Raw genomic sequence first — 16971 nt, forward strand, 5'->3', positions numbered from 1 at the left:
GGGAGGGCGGTCAGGGCACGGCGGTCAGTGGCTCGACCCGAGGCCGTTGCGCAGTGCCCACGCCACGGCCTGCGGCCGGGTCGTCACCCCGATCTTGCGATACGCGTCCCGGATGTAGGACTTCACGGTGTTGATCGACAGGTAGCAGGCCACGGTGATCTCCTCGTTCGACCGGCCCTGGGTGATCAGCGCGAGCATCTCCGCCTCCCGAGGGGTCAGTCCGACACCACCGGTGGGCCACGGCGCGGCCGGCCCGGAGTCCTCCCGGTCGATCACCGTGACCCGCTCACCGGCAGCGATGCGTTCGATACCGCTGACCAGCTCGTCCCCGATCAGGGACTTGGCGAGAAAACCCCGGGCCCCGGCCGCCAGCGCCTCGTCGACGGCCCGCGGATCGGTGATGAACGAGTAGACCGCCACCGCGCCGATCTGCGGGTCACGGGCCATTTCGGCGCACCGCTGCTGCCACCCGGGGCCGGAGCCGAAGGTGTCGAACAACGCGACGTCGACCGGCGTGGCCACGTCGGTCGCGTGATGGGTCGGCACCACCTGTACCCGGTCGGCATACGGGCCCAACAGGGCTTCCACGCCGGCGACGACCAGCGAGTAGTCGTTGACCACCGAGACCCGGACCTTCATGAAGGGACATTAGCAGTTGTGACCCATCCCACCCCTGGGGGTGTGCCGAATCCCCCCGGGACATCGGAAGCTGGACCGGACGGCGAGGGGAACCATGATGCAGACCGCGATGACCAGACTCGACGATCGGTGGGCGTGGGCCGACTCCGGGATGTGCCGCGAGATCCCGGACCTGTTCTACAACTCGGAGGACGAGGCCAAGTCGACGCGGCGCCGCAAGGAGGCCGCCGCCAAGAAGCTCTGCGGGCAGTGTCCCGTCATCGACGCGTGCCGTCAGCACGCGATGGCCCAGCGTGAGTTGTACGGCGTCTGGGGCGGGATGACCGAGGCCGAGCGTCACCGCCGGGCCGGCCGCGTCCGCACCGGCTAGGGGAGCAGGAGGGCCGGCCCGGCGCGGGTCGGCTCAGTGTGAATCGGCTCAGCGCACGGGGATCGCGACCAGCTTGGTCTCGACGAACTCCTCGATCCCGCTGAGCCCGCCCTCGCGCCCCAGCCCGGACTGCTTGATGCCGCCGAACGGGGCGGCCGGGTTGGACACCACGCCGACGTTGATGCCGACCATGCCGGCCTGGAGCCGCTCGGACATGGTCATGGCGCGGTCGAGGTTCTCGGTCATGACGTAGGAGACCAGTCCGAACTCGGTGTCGTTGGCCAGTGCGACGGCCTCGTCGTCGGTGTCGAACGGTACGAGGGCGGCGACGGGGCCGAAGATCTCGGTCGACATCAGCTCGGCGTCCGGGGTGACACCGGTGAGCACGGTGGGCGGGTAGAAGTAGCCGGGACCCTCGAGGCGCGAGCCGCCGGTCAGCACCTCGGCCCCGCGCTCGACGGCGTCGTCGACCAGGTCCACGACCTTGGTGACGGCCTTCTCCTCGACCAGCGGGCCCACGTCGGTGCCCTCGGTGGTGCCGTCGCCCACGGTCAGGGCGGACATCTTCTCGGTCAGGCGCCGACCGAACTCGTCCAGCACCGAGCGGTGCACGAGGATCCGGTTGGCGGACGTGCAGGCCTCGCCCATGTTGCGCATCTTGGCGGCCATCGCCGCGGCGACGGCGGTGTCCATGTCCGCGTCCTCGCAGACCACGAACGGCGCGTTGCCGCCGAGCTCCATGGAGGTGCGCAGCACCCCGCGCGCGCACTGCTCGAGGAGCATGCGGCCGACGGGCGTGGATCCGGTGAAGGACAGCTTGCGGGCGATGCCGGAGTCGATCCACGGCTCCACCACGCCCCCGGCGTCGGTCGTGCACACCACGTTGAGGACGCCGTCGGGCAGCCCCGCCTCGCGCAGGAGGTCCACCACGTACAGCGAGGTCAGTGGCGTGAGGTTGGCGGGCTTGAAGACCATGGTGCAGCCGGCGGCGATGGCGGGTCCGATCTTGCGGGTGGCCATGGCGAGCGGGAAGTTCCACGGGGTGATGAGGATGCACGGTCCCACGGGCTCGTGGGTGACCATGAGCCTGGTCTTGCCGTCGGGGGAGCGGCGGGCGTCGCCGCGGATGCGGCAGGCCTCCTCGGAGAACCAGCGGAAGAACTCGGCCCCGTAGGTGACCTCGCCCCGCGCCTCGGCGAGCGGCTTGCCCATCTCGGTGGTCATGAGCAGCGCCACCTCGTCGGCGCGCTCGACGAGCAGCTCGTAGGCCCGGCGCAGGATCTCGGCCCGTTCGCGGGCGGGGACGTCCGCCCACTCCGGTTGGGTGCGGCCGGCGGCCTCGATCGCGGCGGCGGCATCACTGGCCCCGCCGTCGGCGATGGTCGCGATCGCCTCACCGGTCGCGGGGTTGATCACGTCGAACGTCGCGCCGGAGGCGGCGTCGCGCCAGGCCCCGTCGACGTGGATGCCGGTCCCGAGGGCACTGATGATGTCGGCTGCGGAGCGGGTCATGTGGGCCTCCTGGTGGGTGCGGGGCGGGGGTCGGGACGGGGGTCGGGGTCGAGCAGTTCGAACAGGTGGCGGCCGGTGCGGCCGGGTCCCGTGGTGGGGTCGCCGGCGCCGAGGTGGTCGACCTGGGTGGCGCACGAGAACCCGTCGGTGAGGACGGGGGCGTCGGTGTCGGCGCGCAGGGCGGGGGCGAGGGCTAGTTCGGCGACGGCTGCGGTGACGGTCTCGTGGCCGGCGGTGAAGCCGAAGTCGCCGGCGACGCCGCAGCAGCCGGTCGCCTCGCGGACCGAGCCCACGCCGAGGGCGGTGAGCGTGGCGCGTTGGACGCGGTTGCCGAAGGTCGCGTACTCGTGACAGTGGGTCTGGACGGTGACGCGGTCCGGGGGCGCGCCGCCGGGCCACGCGGGGGCGCGGCCCTCGGCGGCGAGTCGGCCGAGGTGGTCGGCGGAGGAGCGGACACGGGCGGCCACGCGGCGTGCGGCGTCCGCGTGGGGGGTGTCGGCGAGCAGGCGGGGGAGGTCCTCGCGGAGGGTGGCGGCGCAGGAGGGTTCGACGACGACGACGGGGACCTCCTCCCCGCCCGGCCCGCGGATCGCGTCGAGGCGGCGCGCGGTCGAGGTCATGGTGCGGCGTGCGGCATCGAGTCGGCCGGTGGTGACGTGGGTCAACCCGCAGCACTGGTCGGCTGTGCAGGCGACGGAGGTGTGCGTGCCGCCCAGCACGCGGGCGGCGGCGCCGGCGGCCGCGGGGCGCAGTCCGCGGGTGAACGAGTCGAGGAACAGCACGACCTCTGCGGAGGTGCGCCCCGGTGCCGGTTCGCGGACGGTCCACACGCTCTCCGGTACCCGGGCGAGCTCGTCGCGCAGCTGCCGGGCGGACGCGAAGCGGGGCAGGGTGCGCTCGGTGTTCAGACCCCCGATCCGCGCCGCGGCGCGGCCGGCGCGGGTTCCCAGCAGGGCGTTGATCGGCCCGGCCGCGCGGACGGTCCCGCGGAGCCACAGCGGGAGCAGGCCCAGGGAGTAGTGGGCCGTCGGTCGCACTCGACGCGTGTAGCGACGGTGCAGGGCCTCGGACTTGAAGGTGGCCATGTCGACGCCGGTGGGACAGTCCGAGGAGCACGCCTTGCACGCGAGGCACAGTTCGAGCGACTCCTCGACGGCCGGGTCGTCGATCGGCAGGGTGCCGCGGACCACCTCCTGCAGGACGCGGGCCCGACCGCGGGTGGAGTCCTTCTCGTCCCCGGTGGCCCGGAAGGACGGGCACATCACACCGCCGGAGGTGGTGCGACAGCGGCCCACGCCGATGCAGGCCTGGACCGGGTGGGCGCCGTCCGGCGAGGTGAGCAGGCCCAGGTCGCGTCGGCCCACCCCGGCCAGGGCCAGATCGGCGTCGAGGGGCCGGGTGGCGGTCAGGCCGCCCGGGGCGAGGATCCCCGCCGGGTCCCAGACCCCGGCGAAGCGGGCGAAGGCGTCCAGCATCTCGGGCGAGTACATCACCGGCAGCAGTTCGGAGCGGGCACGGCCGTCGCCGTGCTCCCCGGACAGCGACCCGCCGTGCCGCACGACGAGGTGGGCGGCGTCGGTGCAGAACGCGCGCATGACGGCCCGGCCCGCGTCCGAGCGCAGGTCGAAGCTGATGCGGATGTGCATACAGCCCGCCCCGAAGTGCCCGTACATGACGCCCGTGAGCTCGTGCCGGGCAAGCAGGTCGCGGAAGTCGGCGAGGTAGTCGGCGAGCCGCTCGGGGGCGACGGCGGAGTCCTCCCAGCCGGGCCAGGACTCGATGGTCGCGCCCGTCGCCGGATCGGTCAGTCTCGAGCTCAGCCCGGCGCCGTCCTCACGGACGCGCCACAGGTCCGCGCGGGCCACGGGATCGGTCACGACGAGGACCTCGAGAGCGTGGCCGTCCCGCGTCAGCTCGTCGGCCAGTTCGGCCACCCGGGCGTCGAGCCCACCCCCGTCGTCGTCGCCCCCGTCGTCGTCACTCCCGTCGTCATCGAGTTCCACGAACAGCCACGCGTGGCCGCGCGGCAGCTCGGCGACCGAGTCGGCGCCGCGGCGCTGCCGCATCGTCGCGACGATCACCTCGTCGATACCCTCTACGGCTGTCGGGCGGTGTCTCAGGATCGCCGGCACGTCCCGCGCAGCGTCCACCACGTCGGCGTACCCCACGACCGCCAGCCCGGTGCGCGCGGAACGGGGGACGGCCCGCACGGTCGCGGCGGTGACGATCGCGCACGTGCCCTCGGAGCCCACGAGGGACCGCGCCACGTCGAAGCCCTCCTCGGGCAGCAGGTGTCGCAGGTGATAGCCGGACACCTGGCGGGGGAGGCGGCCGAGTTCGGTGCGGATGGCGGCCAGGTGGTCGGAGGCCAGGTCCCGCAGGTGCGTGGTGAGGTGCTCGGCGCGGGCGGCGGCCGCCGCATCGGCCGGATCGGTGGCCTCGACGCCGGTGCGGGTGGCGGTGAGGCGCAGGCCGTCGGCGGTGACGATCCGGAGCGCCTCGACGTGGTCGGCGGTCCGGCCGTGGCGTACGGAGTGGTTGCCGCAGGCGTCGTTGCCGATCGCGCCGCCCAGGCAGGCGCGGGACTGGCTCGAGGGGTCGGGGGCGAAGGTCAGCCGGTCGCCGGTGGCGGCGTGGACGGCCGCGCGCAGGGCCGTGAGCACGGTGCCGGCCTCGGCGGTGACGGTCCCCGCCGCCTCGTCCACCTCGAGGACCCGGTTCATGTGCCGGGACAGGTCCAGCACCAGGCCCGTGCCGATCGCGTTGCCGGCCATCGACGTGCCGCCGCCGCGTGCGGTCGCGGGCACCCCGAGCCGGTGACACACGGCCAGGGCGGCGGCGACCTCGCTCTCCGACCGCGGGAACAGGACGGCCGCCGGCACGACCCGGTAGTTCGAGGCGTCGTAGGAGTACTCGGCGATCCGGCGGGGGTCGGACTCGGGCGCCAGACCCGCGTCCACGATCGCGTCGACGAGCGCCAGCCCGGGGGCGTCCGGTGCGACGCGGGAGGTCACGCCGCCCCGTCGCACACCCGGTGCACGGCGCGGGTGAAGCGCTCGACACCGGCGTCCACCTCGTCGGCGGTCACCACCAGCGCGGGGATGAGGCGCACGACCGAACCGGTCGGGCCGCAGGTCAGGGTGAGCAGGTCCTCGTCGACACACGCCTGCTGCACCGCCGCGGCCAGGCGGGCGGCCTCGAGCGCACCGGCGCTGCCGGCGGGCGCGCCTGCGTCGCCGAACTCGACGCCCAGCATGAGCCCGGTCCCGCGGATGTCGCAGATCTCGCCCACGTCGCCGAGGGTACGCCGGAGCCCGTCGAGAAGCTGGGTCCCGCGGGCGGCGGCGTTGTCCACGAGGCCTTCGCGCTCGACCACCGCGAGGGTCGCGACCCCGGCCGCCGCGGCGACAGCGTTTCCGCCGTAGGTCCCGCCCTGGGATCCGGGCCAGGCCTTGGCCATGAGGGCGGAGGGTGCGGCGATCGCGGAGATGGGGAAGCCCGAGGCGATGCCCTTGGCGGTGATGATGATGTCCGGCACGAGCCCGTCGGTGTGCTGGTGCCCCCAGAACCGGCCGGTGCGCCCGATGCCGGCCTGGACCTCGTCGAGCACCAGCAGCGCGCCGGTCCGGTCGGCGCGCTCGCGCAGCCCCTGCAGGTAGCGCGGGGGAGTGGCCATGTACCCGCCGTCGCCCAGCACGGGTTCGATGAGGAAGGCCGCGATCTCGCGGGAGTCGACGCGGGTGGCCATGAGGTAGTCGAGTTCGGCCAGCGCGAAGTCGATCGCGTCGTCCTCCGTCCACCCGTGGCGCAGGGCGTGCGGGAACGGGGTCATCACCACGCCGCCCATGAGCGGGGAGAACCCGGCGGAGAAGCGGGTGCCGGCGGTGGTGAGGCTGGCGGCGGCGACGGTGCGCCCGTGGAAGCCGCCCTGGACGGTGACGATGTTGGGCCGGCCGGTGGCCATGCGGGCCAGCCGGACCGCGGCCTCGACCGCCTCGGACCCGGAGTTGGCGTAGAAGACCGAGTCGATCCCCCCGGGCAGGTGCTCGCCCAGTTTCTCGGTGAGCTCCAGCAGCGGCTGGTGCATGACGGTGGTGTACTGCGCGTGGATGATCTTCCCGCACTGCTCGCGAGCCGCGGCGACCACGTCGGGGTGGCAGTGGCCGGTGCTGGTCACGCCGATGCCGGTCGTGAAGTCCAGGTAGTCGCGGCCGTCGGTGCCGTGGATCCACGAGCCGAGGGCGTGGTCCACCACGACGGGCGTGGCCTGCTTGAGATGGGGCGACAGGTGCGCGGTCATGGGTGCCAGTGTGTGGTGCGCCACGGTCGATTGTCAACAATCCGACGATCCTGGTTCGCGTGAGGGTCGGCGCGTTACGGTGGGGCCATGACGCAGCCGCACCGCGACCCGGGCAACCACGACCCGGGCACCCGGCCGACCGTCGTCGTCCTCACCGCGGACGGCGTCGAGCCCCCCACCACCCTCGCGCTGATCCGCGAGCTCGCCGACGTGCGCGAGTGCACGGCCGACACCCTCGCGCAGGCTCTGCCCGGGGCCGAGATCCTGCTGGTGTGGGACATCTTCTCCGACGCCCTGGCCTCCGCCTGGCACGCCGCCGACGCGCTGCGGTGGGTCCACGTGGCCGCCGCCGGGGTGGACAAGCTCCTCTTCGACGAGCTGCGCGACTCCGACGTGCTGGTCACCAACGCCCGCGGGGTCTTCGACGGGCCGATCGCCGAGTACGTCCTGGCCTGCGTCCTGGCCCACGACAAACGGCTCCACGAGACCGAGGCGCTGCAACGCGCGGGTCGGTGGCGCCACCGCGAGACCACCCGGGTGGCCGGCCGGCGCGCCCTGGTGGTGGGCACCGGCGGTATCGGACGGGCCACCGCGCGGCTACTGCGGGCGGTCGGGCTCGACGTCAGCGGGGCCGGACGTCGACCGCGCGACGACGACGAGGACTTCGGCCGCGTCCTGGATTCCGCGCACCTGTCCGAGCATCTCGGCGACGTGGACCATCTCGTCATGGTGGCGCCGCTGACCGACGCGACGCGGGGGATGCTCGGCCCCGCGGAACTGGCCGCCCTGCCCGACGGCGCCCACGTGGTGAACGTCGGTCGCGGAGAGCTGGTCGATCAGGAGGCCCTCACGCGCGAGATCGGGACGGGCAGGCTCTCGGCGCACTTGGACGTCCTCGTCGTCGAACCCCTCCCCGGGGGCGACCCCCTCTGGACGCTCGACGGCGCGCACATCAGTCCCCACATGTCCGGCGACGTCGTGGGGTGGCGGGACACACTGTCCGGGCAGTTCCTCGACCACCTGCGCACGTGGGTCGGCGGCGGGACTCCCGGCCCACCGGTGGACAAGGGTCGAGGATACGTCAGCGGCTGAGCGGTTGTCCGGGGTCATCTCCCCGGATACGGTCGGCTCCGCGAGGGGTGGCACTCCTCGCTTTTCCCGAGTCAGCCGGGGTTTTCAGGCTGAGGAGAGAAAGGAGTCGTAATGACCATTGCCATAGATGACTACCAGTCCCGCGTGAGCGGGCGACCGGAGATCGTCGAGCGCCGTGACCCCGTCCTGTGGGGACGCAGCGAGGATCCCGAGGTCCTCCAGTTCGGCGAGCGCGGCTACATCCAGCGTGAGGGCGCACTCGACCGGCAGCGGATCGACGCCTGCCTGGCCGAGATCGACCGCATCGGATCGGATCCGCGGATGGCCGGCGACCCCCGGATCATCCGCGAGGCCGGCAGCGAGGCCGTCCGTTCGATCTTCGACGTCCACGACCTGAGTGAGGTCGTGTGGGAGGCGGTCGAGCGATCCGGCGCGATCGACCTGGCCCGGCAGATCCTCGGCTCGGACGTCTACGTCCACCAGAGCCGGCTCAACTACAAGCCCGGATTCGCCGGCGGCGCCTTCTACTGGCACTCGGACTTCGAGACCTGGCACGCCGAGGACGGGATGCCCCGGCCGCGTGCGTGCAGCGCCTCCCTGGCGCTCACACCCAACGAGACCTACAACGGGCCCCTGATGATCATGCCGGGCACGCACAAGTACTACGTGCAGTGCGCGGGGGAGACTCCGGAGAACTACTACAAGGAATCGCTCGTCTCGACGTCGCCGAAGATCGGCGTCCCGTCCGAGGAGCACATCTCCGAGATGTACGAGCGCCACGGTCTCGACGTGCTCACGGGCGGGGCGGGATCGATGACGATGTTCGACTGCAACGCCCTGCACGCCTCGGGCGGCAACATCACGCCGCTGCCCCGGGCGAACGTGTTCATCGTGTTCAACAGTGTGGAGAACGAGTTGACCGAGCCGTTCGCGGGCACCCCGCCGCGGCCGGACTTCCTCGCGCGCCGGCCCTGAGCCGGACACCGGTGCCGGGCCCCGCGGGTGCGGGACCCAGCATCGGTGCGCCGGAGTCAGGCGGGGTCCAGGCCGACCTCGCGCGCGCCGTCGGTGAACGCCTCGACGAACGCCTGCAGTGGTCGCCGCCGGGCGTCCCGACGGCGATAGGTGATCGACACCGTCCTGGTGAGCTCGTCGGTCAGGGGAATCACCTCCACGTCCGCGCCGAAGGTGCTCAGCCCGAGGTCGGAGGCCAGGGTGACCCCGAGGCCCGCGGCGACCAGGGACAGCGCCGTGGACTGCTCGCCCGCCTCGTGCCGCACGTCGGGTTCGAACCCCGCCTCGCGACAGGCGATCCGCACCGCGCGACCGAAGTGCGACCGCGGGTGCGCGACGACCCACGGCGCCCCGGAGAGGTCGGCCAGCGACAGTCGGGTCGAGTCCACGAAGCCGCGGGGGACGACCGCGTGCAGAGACTCCCTCGCGATGGGCACCCGCACCAGGTCGGTCACGTCCGCCATCACGTAGCTGGAGTAGTCCAGCACGAACGACAGATCGAGCGAGCCGTCCCGGACCGCGCCGGTGGTGTCCTCCGGGGCGAGCTCCCGGGTCCGCACCACGATGCCCGGGTGGTCGCGCGCCAGGATCCGCATCCCGGCGGGCAGCAGCGTGACGGCCACCGACGCCCACACCCCGGCGGTGAGGTTCGTGCCGACGCCCGCACGGGCCGATTCCATGGCGTGACCGGCGTCCTCCACGGCGGACAGGATCGTCCGCGCGTGCCCGGCCAGTATGAGCCCCGCCTCGGTCAGCGCGAGCCCGCGACCCCGCTTCTCGAACAGCGGGGTCCCCGCCTCCCGCTCGAGCAACGAGAGTTGCTGCGACACGGCCGAGACGGTGTACCCCAGCGCGGCCGCGACCGCGGTGACGGTGCTGCGGCGCTCCAACTCGGCGAGCAGCCGTAGCCGGTGCAGTGACGGCTCCATTCCCCGAGCGTAGGAGCGCGCGGCCGCATCGTGCAGGAAAAGTGAACGGTCAGGTCCACGAAGTCTCGCTGGACCCCCGGGACGAATGCTCGCATGCTGGGGACATCCCCGCCGGACCCGCCGGCGGACGAGGTCGCCGAGGAGGCGAGCACCATGACGTCCATCGAGATCCCGGACACCACCGGTCATACCGGGTCAGCCCCCCAGACCGTGCCCGCCGCTCCGGAGAGCGCGAGCCGATCGAGCCGTGAGCCCTACCTGCGACTGCACTGGGAGGACGACGAGACCGGGGCGCGGGGTTACCTCGTGGTCGACACCCTCGTCGGCGGTCTGGCCACCGGCGGGACCCGTATGCGCGCCGGGTGCACTCTCCGCGAGGTCGAGGACCTGGCCCGCGGAATGACCCGCAAGACGGCGGCGTTCGACCTGCCCATCGGCGGGGCCAAGGGCGGCATCGACTTCGACCCCAAGGACCCCCGCGCCATCGACGTGCTCGGCCGGTTCTGCGAGGCCATGCGGCCGTTCCTCGACCGACACTGGGTCACCGCCGAGGATCTGGGCGTCCCGCAGCACCTGATCGACGAGGTGTTCGCCCGACTGGGGATGCGGCAGTCCTATCACGCGGCGATCGAGCGGTCGGCCGATCCCGCCGCCACCGCCGACCGGATCTTCCGCGGGCTGAACGCCGGGGTTCCGGGCGGGCTGCTCGGCGATGTGATCGGTGGCTACGGGGTCGCGCAGGCGTGCCTCGCGGCGGCGTACGTCCGGGGCTGGGACATCGAGCGCACCTCGGTGGCCGTCCAGGGCGTGGGCACGATGGGGGGCGGCGCCGCGTGGTACCTCCACGAGGCCGGCATGCGCGTCGTCGCACTGGCCGACGCCGCCGGCACCCTCTACGACCCGGCGGGACTCGACGTCCCGGCGCTGCTGGCGACCCGCGACCGCTTCGGGGAGATCGACCGCTCGGCCGTCCCCGCCCGGGTGCAGCGGCTGGACCGCGACCGGATCCTCGGCATGGACGTGGACGTGCTCGTGCCCGCCGCCGTCTCGTACGCCATCACCGCGGACAACTGCACCGAGGTCACCGCACCGATCGTGGTCGAGGCGGCCAACGCCGCCACCACGGCCGACGCGGAACTCGACCTCACGGCCCGCGGGATCGCGGTGCTGCCGGACTTCGTCGCCAACGCCGGGGCGGTGGCCTGGGCGTGGTGGTTGATCCTCGGGGAGGTCGACGACCAGCCGGAGAGTTCGTTCCTCCGCCTGGGCCGCGAGATGACCGCCAAGGTCGCCGACCTGCTCACCGGCTGGGATCCGAGCCGCGGCCCGCTGCGGTGGATCGCCGACGTCTCCGGGCCGGTCCGGACGGTGCCGCCGGTCGTCGTGCCCTGACCGCCCCTGACGCAACCGCCCGGGCCCGTCGCCCCTCGACATGGCGTCTCGCGTGCCCCGATGGGCAGGCGAGACGCCATCTTCGGGAGCGGCGGCCGTCTTGGCGGTCAGGCGCGGGAGCGGGACGCCAGCCGCGGGAGCGGTTGCGGTGCCGCTCTGGGCGGGTTGTCAGACGGCTGAGTCTCTGCCCACGCCGATCTCGCCGATCTCGTCGGGGTCGGGGTCGGAGTCCGAGTCTGTGTCGTGGCCGTTGCCGATCGCGGTGTGCATCCGGGCCCGGCGGGGAGAGTCGTCGCTGCCCAGCAGCAGATCGATGGTGAGACCGAGCCTGGTGGCGACCTCGGCGGCCGACGACCTGCGGGTCAGCCACGACACGAGGTTGGACATCCACACGTCGGAGACGACCCGGGCGATCGAGAGCTGCACCTCGTCCGGGGTGCCCTGGGCCATCGCGCGGGCGAGAATCCGGTCCATGTAGAAGCCGACCTCCTCGACCTCGTTGGCCACGGAGGCGTCGGCGAACATGAAGGCGCGCGTCATCGCCTCGGTGAGGTTCGGGTCGCGCTGCATGGACTTGGTGATCATCTCCACCACGACCTTCATCCGCTCCTGCGCGGTGTCGCCGGGCGGGGCGGACCGCTCGGTGCGCTGGTCGAGCCGACGGAACTCACGGGCGAGCGCCGAGACCAGCAGGTGCACCTTGGACGGGAAGTACCGGTAGAGGGTGCCCACCGCGACCTCCGCCTTCTCGGCGACGGCACGCATCTGCACGGCCTCGTACCCGCCCTTGGCGGCCAGGGCGAGGGTCGCGTCCAGGATCCGCCGACGGCGCTCGCGTTGCGACGACGTGCTGGGCTCGTCACTCCGGGGGGCGGGATCCGACGCGGCTGCGGCGGAACCGGTCTCGGCTGAGCTCTTGGTCATGGAAGCGGCACCTTCTGCGCTGGTCGGATCGGGTCGGCGGGGCATTCCGGCGGTCTGGGGCGGGACCCGGGTGTGCGTTCGGGACCCCGCTGGTGCATTCTAGAACACGTTACCTAGAACACGTTCTATTATGGCGTGCAGTGCGCGGGTCAGCGGGCCCGCGACGAGTACGGATCCCCCGTAGCGCCCGAGGAGCCCAGCAGTGAGTATCGCCACCACCCCGGATCAGACCGAGATCCAGAACTCGATCAAGGCCTGGGCCAGGTCCGCCGATCCCGTGGCCACGGTACGCGCCCAGGAAGACGATCCGGAAGCCTGGAAGGCGTTGTGGCCCCAGCTCGCCGAACTCGGACTGTTCGGCGTCGCGATCGCGGAGGAACACGGTGGCGCCGGCGCCGAGATCGTCGACCTGGCGTGCATGCTCGAGGAGGCCGCCGCGAGGATGGCGCCGGGCCCGGTCCTGTCCACCGCGCTGACCGGTGCCCTGGTCTCGCGCGCAGGCGGAGCCGTCGCCCGCGCGTTGGGTGAGACGATCGCCGAGGGCGGCCTTCCCGTGGGGGTGTGCCTGGGCATTGGCACCGCGACCCTGGACGGGTCGGGGGAGATCACCGGCGATCCCGGCGTCGCCTACGGCGGCACCTCCGGCGGCGGGTTGCTGCTGCCCGTCGAGGTGGACGGCGCCACCCGCTGGGCGCTTCTCGAGGCGGGCACGCCGGGGCTCACCGTCACCCCGGCGACCCCGTACGACATCTCGGCGTCGATCGGGCACGTCAGCCTGCAGGGCGTGACGATCCCGGCCGACCGCGTCCTCGAGGGCGTCACCACCGCACACGTCCACCAGCTGTTCGTCACCCTGGCCGCCGCCGAGGCCGCGGGCGTCGCCGACTACACGCTCGCCACCGCGGTGGACTACGCCAAGATCCGCGAGCAGTTCGGGCGCACGATCGGCTCGTTCCAGTCCATCAAGCACCTCGCCGCCGACATGCTGTGCCGCACCGAGCAGGTCCGTGCGCTGGCGTGGGACGCCGCGGCGGCCGCGGAGGACCTGCTCGCCGGCGACTCGGAGCTGCCCGTCGCGGCGGCCGTGGCCGGCGCCCTGGCCTTCGACAACGCCGTGCGCAACTCCCAGGACTGCATCCAGATCCTCGGCGGCATCGGCTTCACCTTCGAGCACGACGCCCACTTCTACATGCGCCGGGCGGGCGCACTGCGCCAGGCGATCGGCGGCTCCGCCCGCTGGCGGCGATCCCTGGCCGAGCTCACGCTGGCGGGCAAGCGTCGTCACCTGGACATCGACCTGTCGGAGATCGAGGGCCTCGACGCCAAGCGGGAGGACATCCGCGCGTTGGTGGCGACGGTCGCGGCGGTCGAGGGTGACGAGCGCAAGCGTGCCCTCGCCGACACCGGCCTGTTCATGCCCCATCTGCCCGAGCCGTGGGGCCTCGGCGCGAGCCCGGCCGTGCAGCTCCTCATCGACGAGGAGCTCGAGGCCGCCGGCGTGACCCGCCACGACATCACCATCGGTGGCTGGGCGGTGCCGACCATCCTCCAGGCGGCCCCCGAGCACGCCGACCTGCTCGTGCGCGACACCATGGCCGGGGCGATCAGGTGGTGTCAGCTGTTCTCCGAGCCCGGCGCCGGCTCCGACCTGGCCGCCCTGCGCACCACCGCCGAGAAGGTCGACGGCGGCTGGAAGCTCAACGGACAGAAGGTGTGGACCTCCCTGGCCCGCGAGGCCGACTGGGCGATGTGCCTGGCCCGGACGGACAAGGACGCCCCCAAGCACAAGGGCATCACGTACTTCCTCGTGGACATGCGCTCCGAGGGCATCCGCACGCGACCCCTGCGCGAGATCACCGGTGAGGCGCTGTTCAACGAGGTCTACCTCGAGGACCTCTTCGTCCCCGACGAGTTCCAGGTGGGCACGGTCAACGACGGCTGGAAGATCGCCCGCACCACCCTGGCCAACGAGCGCGTGGCCATGGGCGGTGGCTCGTCGCTCGGCGACGCGGCGGAGGAGATCATCGGGCTGATCAACGCCGCCGGTGTGGCCGATGACGCGCTCGTGCTCGACGAGTTCGGCAAGCACGTCGCCGACGGCGTCGTCGGCAACCTCCTCGACCTGCGCACCGCGCTGCGCAGCCTCGCCGGCTCGGGTCCGGGCGCCGAGTCCTCGGTCCGCAAGATCGTGGGTGTGCGCCACCGTCAGGACATCGCCGAGTTCGGCCTGCAGCTCACCGGCACCGGCGGCGTCGAGTTCACCGAGCAGGGACGCAAGTTCCTCATGGTCCGCTGCCTGTCGATCGCCGGTGGCACCGAGCAGGTCCTGCTCAACGTCGTCGGCGAGCGCATCCTCGGCCTGCCCAGGGACTAGTTCGAGCACGTGACCGACCCCCTCCGGATTAAGGACTGACCCCCGTGGACTTCACCCGTACCGAGACCCAGGCCGCCGTCGCCGAGGCGGTGGCCGGCGCACTGTCGACGGCCGCCCCGGCCGAGGAACTGCTCACCGCGCTACCCAGCCGGGGCGTGGACGACGCCGGCTTCGACGAGCGGCTGTGGGCGGCGTTCGCCGAATCGGGACTGCTCTCCCTGGGCCTGCCCTCCGCCCTCGGCGGGGACGACCTCACGCCCGCCGACATCGCGGTGGTGCTCGAGGAGGTCGGCCGCGCCGGAGTGGTGATCCCCGTCCTGGAGACGCTGGGCTTCGGCGTGGCGCCGATCGTCGCGCTGGGCACCCCCGACCAGCAGGCCCGGCTCCTCGAGGGCATCGAGGACGGCCGCATCCTCACCGCCGCCGTCGCCGAGCCCGGACGCCCACTGCCGCTCGAGCCCACCGTGCGACTCGACGGTGGGAAGCTCACCGGGACCGCCACGTCGGTGCGGTATGCGGCCCAGGCCCGTTCGGTACTCGTGCCGGTGTCCACGTCCGAGGGCGCCGCACTCGTCGTCGTCGCCCCCGACGCCCCGGGCGTCACCCTGACGCCCACCCTCGGCTCCCTGGGGGTGCCCGAGTACGCGATGCGGTTCGAGGCCACCGGGGTCGACGACGACGACGTCCTGCGCGGCTCGGGATCGGAGCCCGTCCTCGAGGTGTTCCGACGTCTCGTCCTGTCCGCCTGTATCGCGCACGGGGACGGTCTCGTCGGCGGCGCGCTGGACATGACCGCCGGCTACCTCAAGGAGCGCCAGCAGTTCGGCAAGGCGCTGGGGTCGTTCCAAGCGGTCCAACAGGAGCTCGCGGACGTGTACATCGTCTCGCAGACGCTCCACGTGATCGCGCAGTCGGTGTCCTGGCGGATCTCCGAGGGGGTGGCCGGGTCCGGGGACCGCTACGAGTCCGACCCCACGATCGGCGCCTACTGGCTGGCGGCCGAGGGCCCGCGGGCCGTCCAGATCCTGCACCACCTGCACGGTGGCGTGGGCGTGGACGTCACCTACCCCATGTTCCGATACGCCTCGGCGGTCAAGGACCTGGCACGGTTCGTCGGCGGCGCGCAGCTGCACCTCGACGCGCTCGGTGCCGCGCTCGCCGCGGACCCGGTCGACAGGATCGAGACGGGCGGTGCCGCCCCCGCCGCGGACGCCACCCCGGCCGACGCCGACGGCGCGTTCATCGACCTCACGCCCGAGCAGCGCGCACTGCAGGCCGAACTGCGCGAGTACTTCTCGACGCTCATCTCGCCGGAGGAGGCGGCGGACATCGCCACCACCCGTCACGGCGACACCTACGCCGAGATCATCAAGCGCATGGGCCGCGACGGCTGGCTGGGCGTGGGCTGGCCCGCCGAGTACGGCGGCAAGGGCTTCGGCCACATCGAGCAGCAGATCTTCACCAACGAGGCCACGCGTGCGGACGTGCCGCTGCCGTCGGTGACGCTGCAGACCGTGGGTCCGACCCTGCAGAAGTACGGCAGCGAGGCGCAGAAGGCGAAGTTCCTCCCCGGCATCCTCGACGGGTCGATCCACTTCGCGATCGGCTACTCCGAGCCCGACGCCGGCACCGACCTGGCCGCCCTGCGCACCACCGCCAAGCGCGACGAGGCCACCGGCGACTGGGTCATCAACGGCCAGAAGATGTGGACCACCGGCGGTCACCATGCCGACTACATCTGGTTGGCCGCCCGTACCGGGACCCCGGACTCGCGGCACCGCGGCCTGACGATCTTCATCGTCGACACCACCGACCCGGGCTTCTCGTTCACCCCGATCATCACCTGCGACGGTGCCCATCACGTCAACGCCACCTACTACTCGGACGTGCGCGTCCCGGCGGACATGGTGGTGGGCGAGGTCGACGGCGGCTGGAAGATGCTCACCACCCAGCTCAACCACGAGCGCGTCATGCTCGCGCCGTCCGGGCGTCCGGGCGGGTACTACGACGAGCTGGCCGCCTGGGCCCGAGGCACGGGCCCGGACGGGGTCCGCCACCTGGACCGGCCCGAGGTGCGGCGCGGACTCGCGGAGATCTTCGCGATCGTCCGGCTCAACGAGCTGCTCAACTGGAAGGTCTCCTCGATGGGCGAGAACCCGTCGATGGGCGACTCCGCGGCCTCGAAGGTGTTCTCCACCGAGGAGATCCAGCACGTCGGCCGGATCGTCGAGGAGCTGCTCGGCCGTTTCGGCGACCCCACCGATCCCGACACCGCCGCGCTGCAGCGCTGGTTCGACATGATGAACAAGCGCAACGTGGTGATCACCTTCGGCGGCGGTGTCAACGAGGTCATGCGGGAACTGACCTGCATGGGTGGCCTCGGCATGCCCCGCACCGCCCGCTAGAGACCATCCCCCTGATCCAC

At 72.5% G+C, this 16971-nt stretch carries 12 protein-coding genes and 1 pseudogene; 7 read left to right on the forward strand and 6 right to left on the reverse strand.

Annotation, left to right across the window (positions count from 1 at the left end; all coding sequences use genetic code 11):
* Nucleotides 1–24 precede the first annotated feature (24 nt).
* A complete protein-coding gene (locus tag AYO52_RS00575; protein ID WP_067711674.1) occupies nt 25–639 on the reverse strand; it encodes a response regulator transcription factor in 615 nt (204 codons plus the stop codon).
* A gap of 97 nt (nt 640–736) precedes the next feature.
* On the opposite strand from AYO52_RS00575, the gene AYO52_RS00580 reads away from it, so the two are divergent.
* Nucleotides 737–1009, forward strand: a complete 273-nt coding sequence (locus AYO52_RS00580) for a WhiB family transcriptional regulator (RefSeq protein ID WP_167507195.1) — start codon at nt 737–739, stop codon at nt 1007–1009.
* A gap of 48 nt (nt 1010–1057) precedes the next feature.
* Here AYO52_RS00580 and AYO52_RS00585 read toward each other — a convergent pair whose 3' ends face one another.
* Genes AYO52_RS00585 through AYO52_RS00595 form a run of 3 tightly spaced genes read right to left on the reverse strand, consistent with a single transcriptional unit; the run spans nt 1058 to nt 6821 of the window.
* Nucleotides 1058–2521 carry an NAD-dependent succinate-semialdehyde dehydrogenase gene (locus AYO52_RS00585; RefSeq protein WP_067711679.1) on the reverse strand — a complete coding sequence of 488 codons (1464 nt, stop codon included), beginning with the start codon at nt 2519–2521 and terminating at the stop codon, nt 1058–1060.
* On the reverse strand, nt 2518–5535 hold the full coding sequence (locus AYO52_RS00590; protein WP_253701697.1) for an FAD-binding and (Fe-S)-binding domain-containing protein: 3018 nt from the start codon (nt 5533–5535) through the stop codon (nt 2518–2520). Before AYO52_RS00590 ends, AYO52_RS00585 begins: the two co-directional genes overlap by 4 nt.
* Complete coding sequence (locus AYO52_RS00595) at nt 5532–6821, reverse strand: aspartate aminotransferase family protein (RefSeq protein WP_067712111.1); 1290 nt, start codon at nt 6819–6821, stop codon at nt 5532–5534. The genes AYO52_RS00590 and AYO52_RS00595 overlap by 4 nt, the downstream gene beginning before the upstream one ends.
* 87 nt (nt 6822–6908) lie before the next feature.
* Between AYO52_RS00595 and AYO52_RS00600 the strand changes: the two genes are divergently transcribed.
* Both AYO52_RS00600 and thpD read left to right on the forward strand, forming a co-directional pair.
* Entirely contained in the window at nt 6909–7913 is a 1005-nt protein-coding gene (locus tag AYO52_RS00600) for a D-2-hydroxyacid dehydrogenase (protein WP_067711685.1), read from the forward strand.
* A gap of 111 nt (nt 7914–8024) precedes the next feature.
* Entirely contained in the window at nt 8025–8888 is an 864-nt protein-coding gene (gene thpD, locus AYO52_RS00605; RefSeq protein ID WP_067711687.1) for an ectoine hydroxylase, read from the forward strand.
* A 56-nt stretch (nt 8889–8944) separates the two neighbouring features.
* On the opposite strand, the gene AYO52_RS00610 is transcribed toward thpD, so the two are convergent.
* A complete protein-coding gene (locus AYO52_RS00610) occupies nt 8945–9856 on the reverse strand; it encodes a LysR family transcriptional regulator (RefSeq protein ID WP_067711690.1) in 912 nt (303 codons plus the stop codon).
* A 153-nt stretch (nt 9857–10009) separates the two neighbouring features.
* Between AYO52_RS00610 and AYO52_RS00615 the strand changes: the two genes are divergently transcribed.
* Nucleotides 10010–11248, forward strand: a complete 1239-nt coding sequence (locus tag AYO52_RS00615) for a Glu/Leu/Phe/Val dehydrogenase dimerization domain-containing protein (RefSeq protein ID WP_156523487.1) — start codon at nt 10010–10012, stop codon at nt 11246–11248.
* A 168-nt stretch (nt 11249–11416) separates the two neighbouring features.
* Here the strand turns inward: AYO52_RS00615 and kstR are convergent, their stop codons facing one another.
* A complete protein-coding gene (gene kstR, locus AYO52_RS00620) occupies nt 11417–12172 on the reverse strand; it encodes a cholesterol catabolism transcriptional regulator KstR (RefSeq protein ID WP_067711693.1) in 756 nt (251 codons plus the stop codon).
* A gap of 202 nt (nt 12173–12374) precedes the next feature.
* Here kstR and AYO52_RS00625 point away from each other — a divergent pair, with 202 nt between their 5' ends.
* From AYO52_RS00625 to AYO52_RS19225, 3 genes and pseudogenes are all read left to right on the forward strand, one after another.
* A complete protein-coding gene (locus tag AYO52_RS00625; RefSeq protein WP_067711695.1) occupies nt 12375–14546 on the forward strand; it encodes an acyl-CoA dehydrogenase in 2172 nt (723 codons plus the stop codon).
* 155 nt (nt 14547–14701) lie between these two features.
* Nucleotides 14702–15685: pseudogene (locus AYO52_RS19220) on the forward strand (acyl-CoA dehydrogenase family protein); the annotation flags it as partial.
* A gap of 102 nt (nt 15686–15787) precedes the next feature.
* Nucleotides 15788–16951: an acyl-CoA dehydrogenase family protein gene (locus AYO52_RS19225; RefSeq protein ID WP_371517084.1), complete on the forward strand. Its 1164-nt coding sequence runs from the start codon at nt 15788–15790 to the stop codon at nt 16949–16951.
* The last annotated feature ends 20 nt before the right edge of the window (nt 16952–16971 follow it).

Source organism: Dietzia sp. 111N12-1, assembly GCF_001658045.1.
In the GTDB taxonomy this organism is placed as follows: domain Bacteria; phylum Actinomycetota; class Actinomycetes; order Mycobacteriales; family Mycobacteriaceae; genus Dietzia; species Dietzia kunjamensis.

Excerpts from the sequence above, each read along its gene's own strand:
- AYO52_RS00615 (WP_156523487.1), top strand. The coding sequence starts at position 10,010 with ATGACGTCCATCGAGATCCCGGACACCACCGGTCATACCGGGTCAGCC.
- kstR (WP_067711693.1), bottom strand. The coding sequence starts at position 12,172 with ATGACCAAGAGCTCAGCCGAGACCGGTTCCGCCGCAGCCGCGTCGGAT.
- thpD (WP_067711687.1), top strand. The coding sequence starts at position 8,025 with ATGACCATTGCCATAGATGACTACCAGTCCCGCGTGAGCGGGCGACCG.
- AYO52_RS00595 (WP_067712111.1), bottom strand. The coding sequence starts at position 6,821 with ATGACCGCGCACCTGTCGCCCCATCTCAAGCAGGCCACGCCCGTCGTG.
- AYO52_RS00610 (WP_067711690.1), bottom strand. The coding sequence starts at position 9,856 with ATGGAGCCGTCACTGCACCGGCTACGGCTGCTCGCCGAGTTGGAGCGC.
- AYO52_RS00580 (WP_167507195.1), top strand. The coding sequence starts at position 737 with ATGCAGACCGCGATGACCAGACTCGACGATCGGTGGGCGTGGGCCGAC.
- AYO52_RS00575 (WP_067711674.1), bottom strand. The coding sequence starts at position 639 with ATGAAGGTCCGGGTCTCGGTGGTCAACGACTACTCGCTGGTCGTCGCC.
- AYO52_RS00585 (WP_067711679.1), bottom strand. The coding sequence starts at position 2,521 with ATGACCCGCTCCGCAGCCGACATCATCAGTGCCCTCGGGACCGGCATC.
- AYO52_RS00600 (WP_067711685.1), top strand. The coding sequence starts at position 6,909 with ATGACGCAGCCGCACCGCGACCCGGGCAACCACGACCCGGGCACCCGG.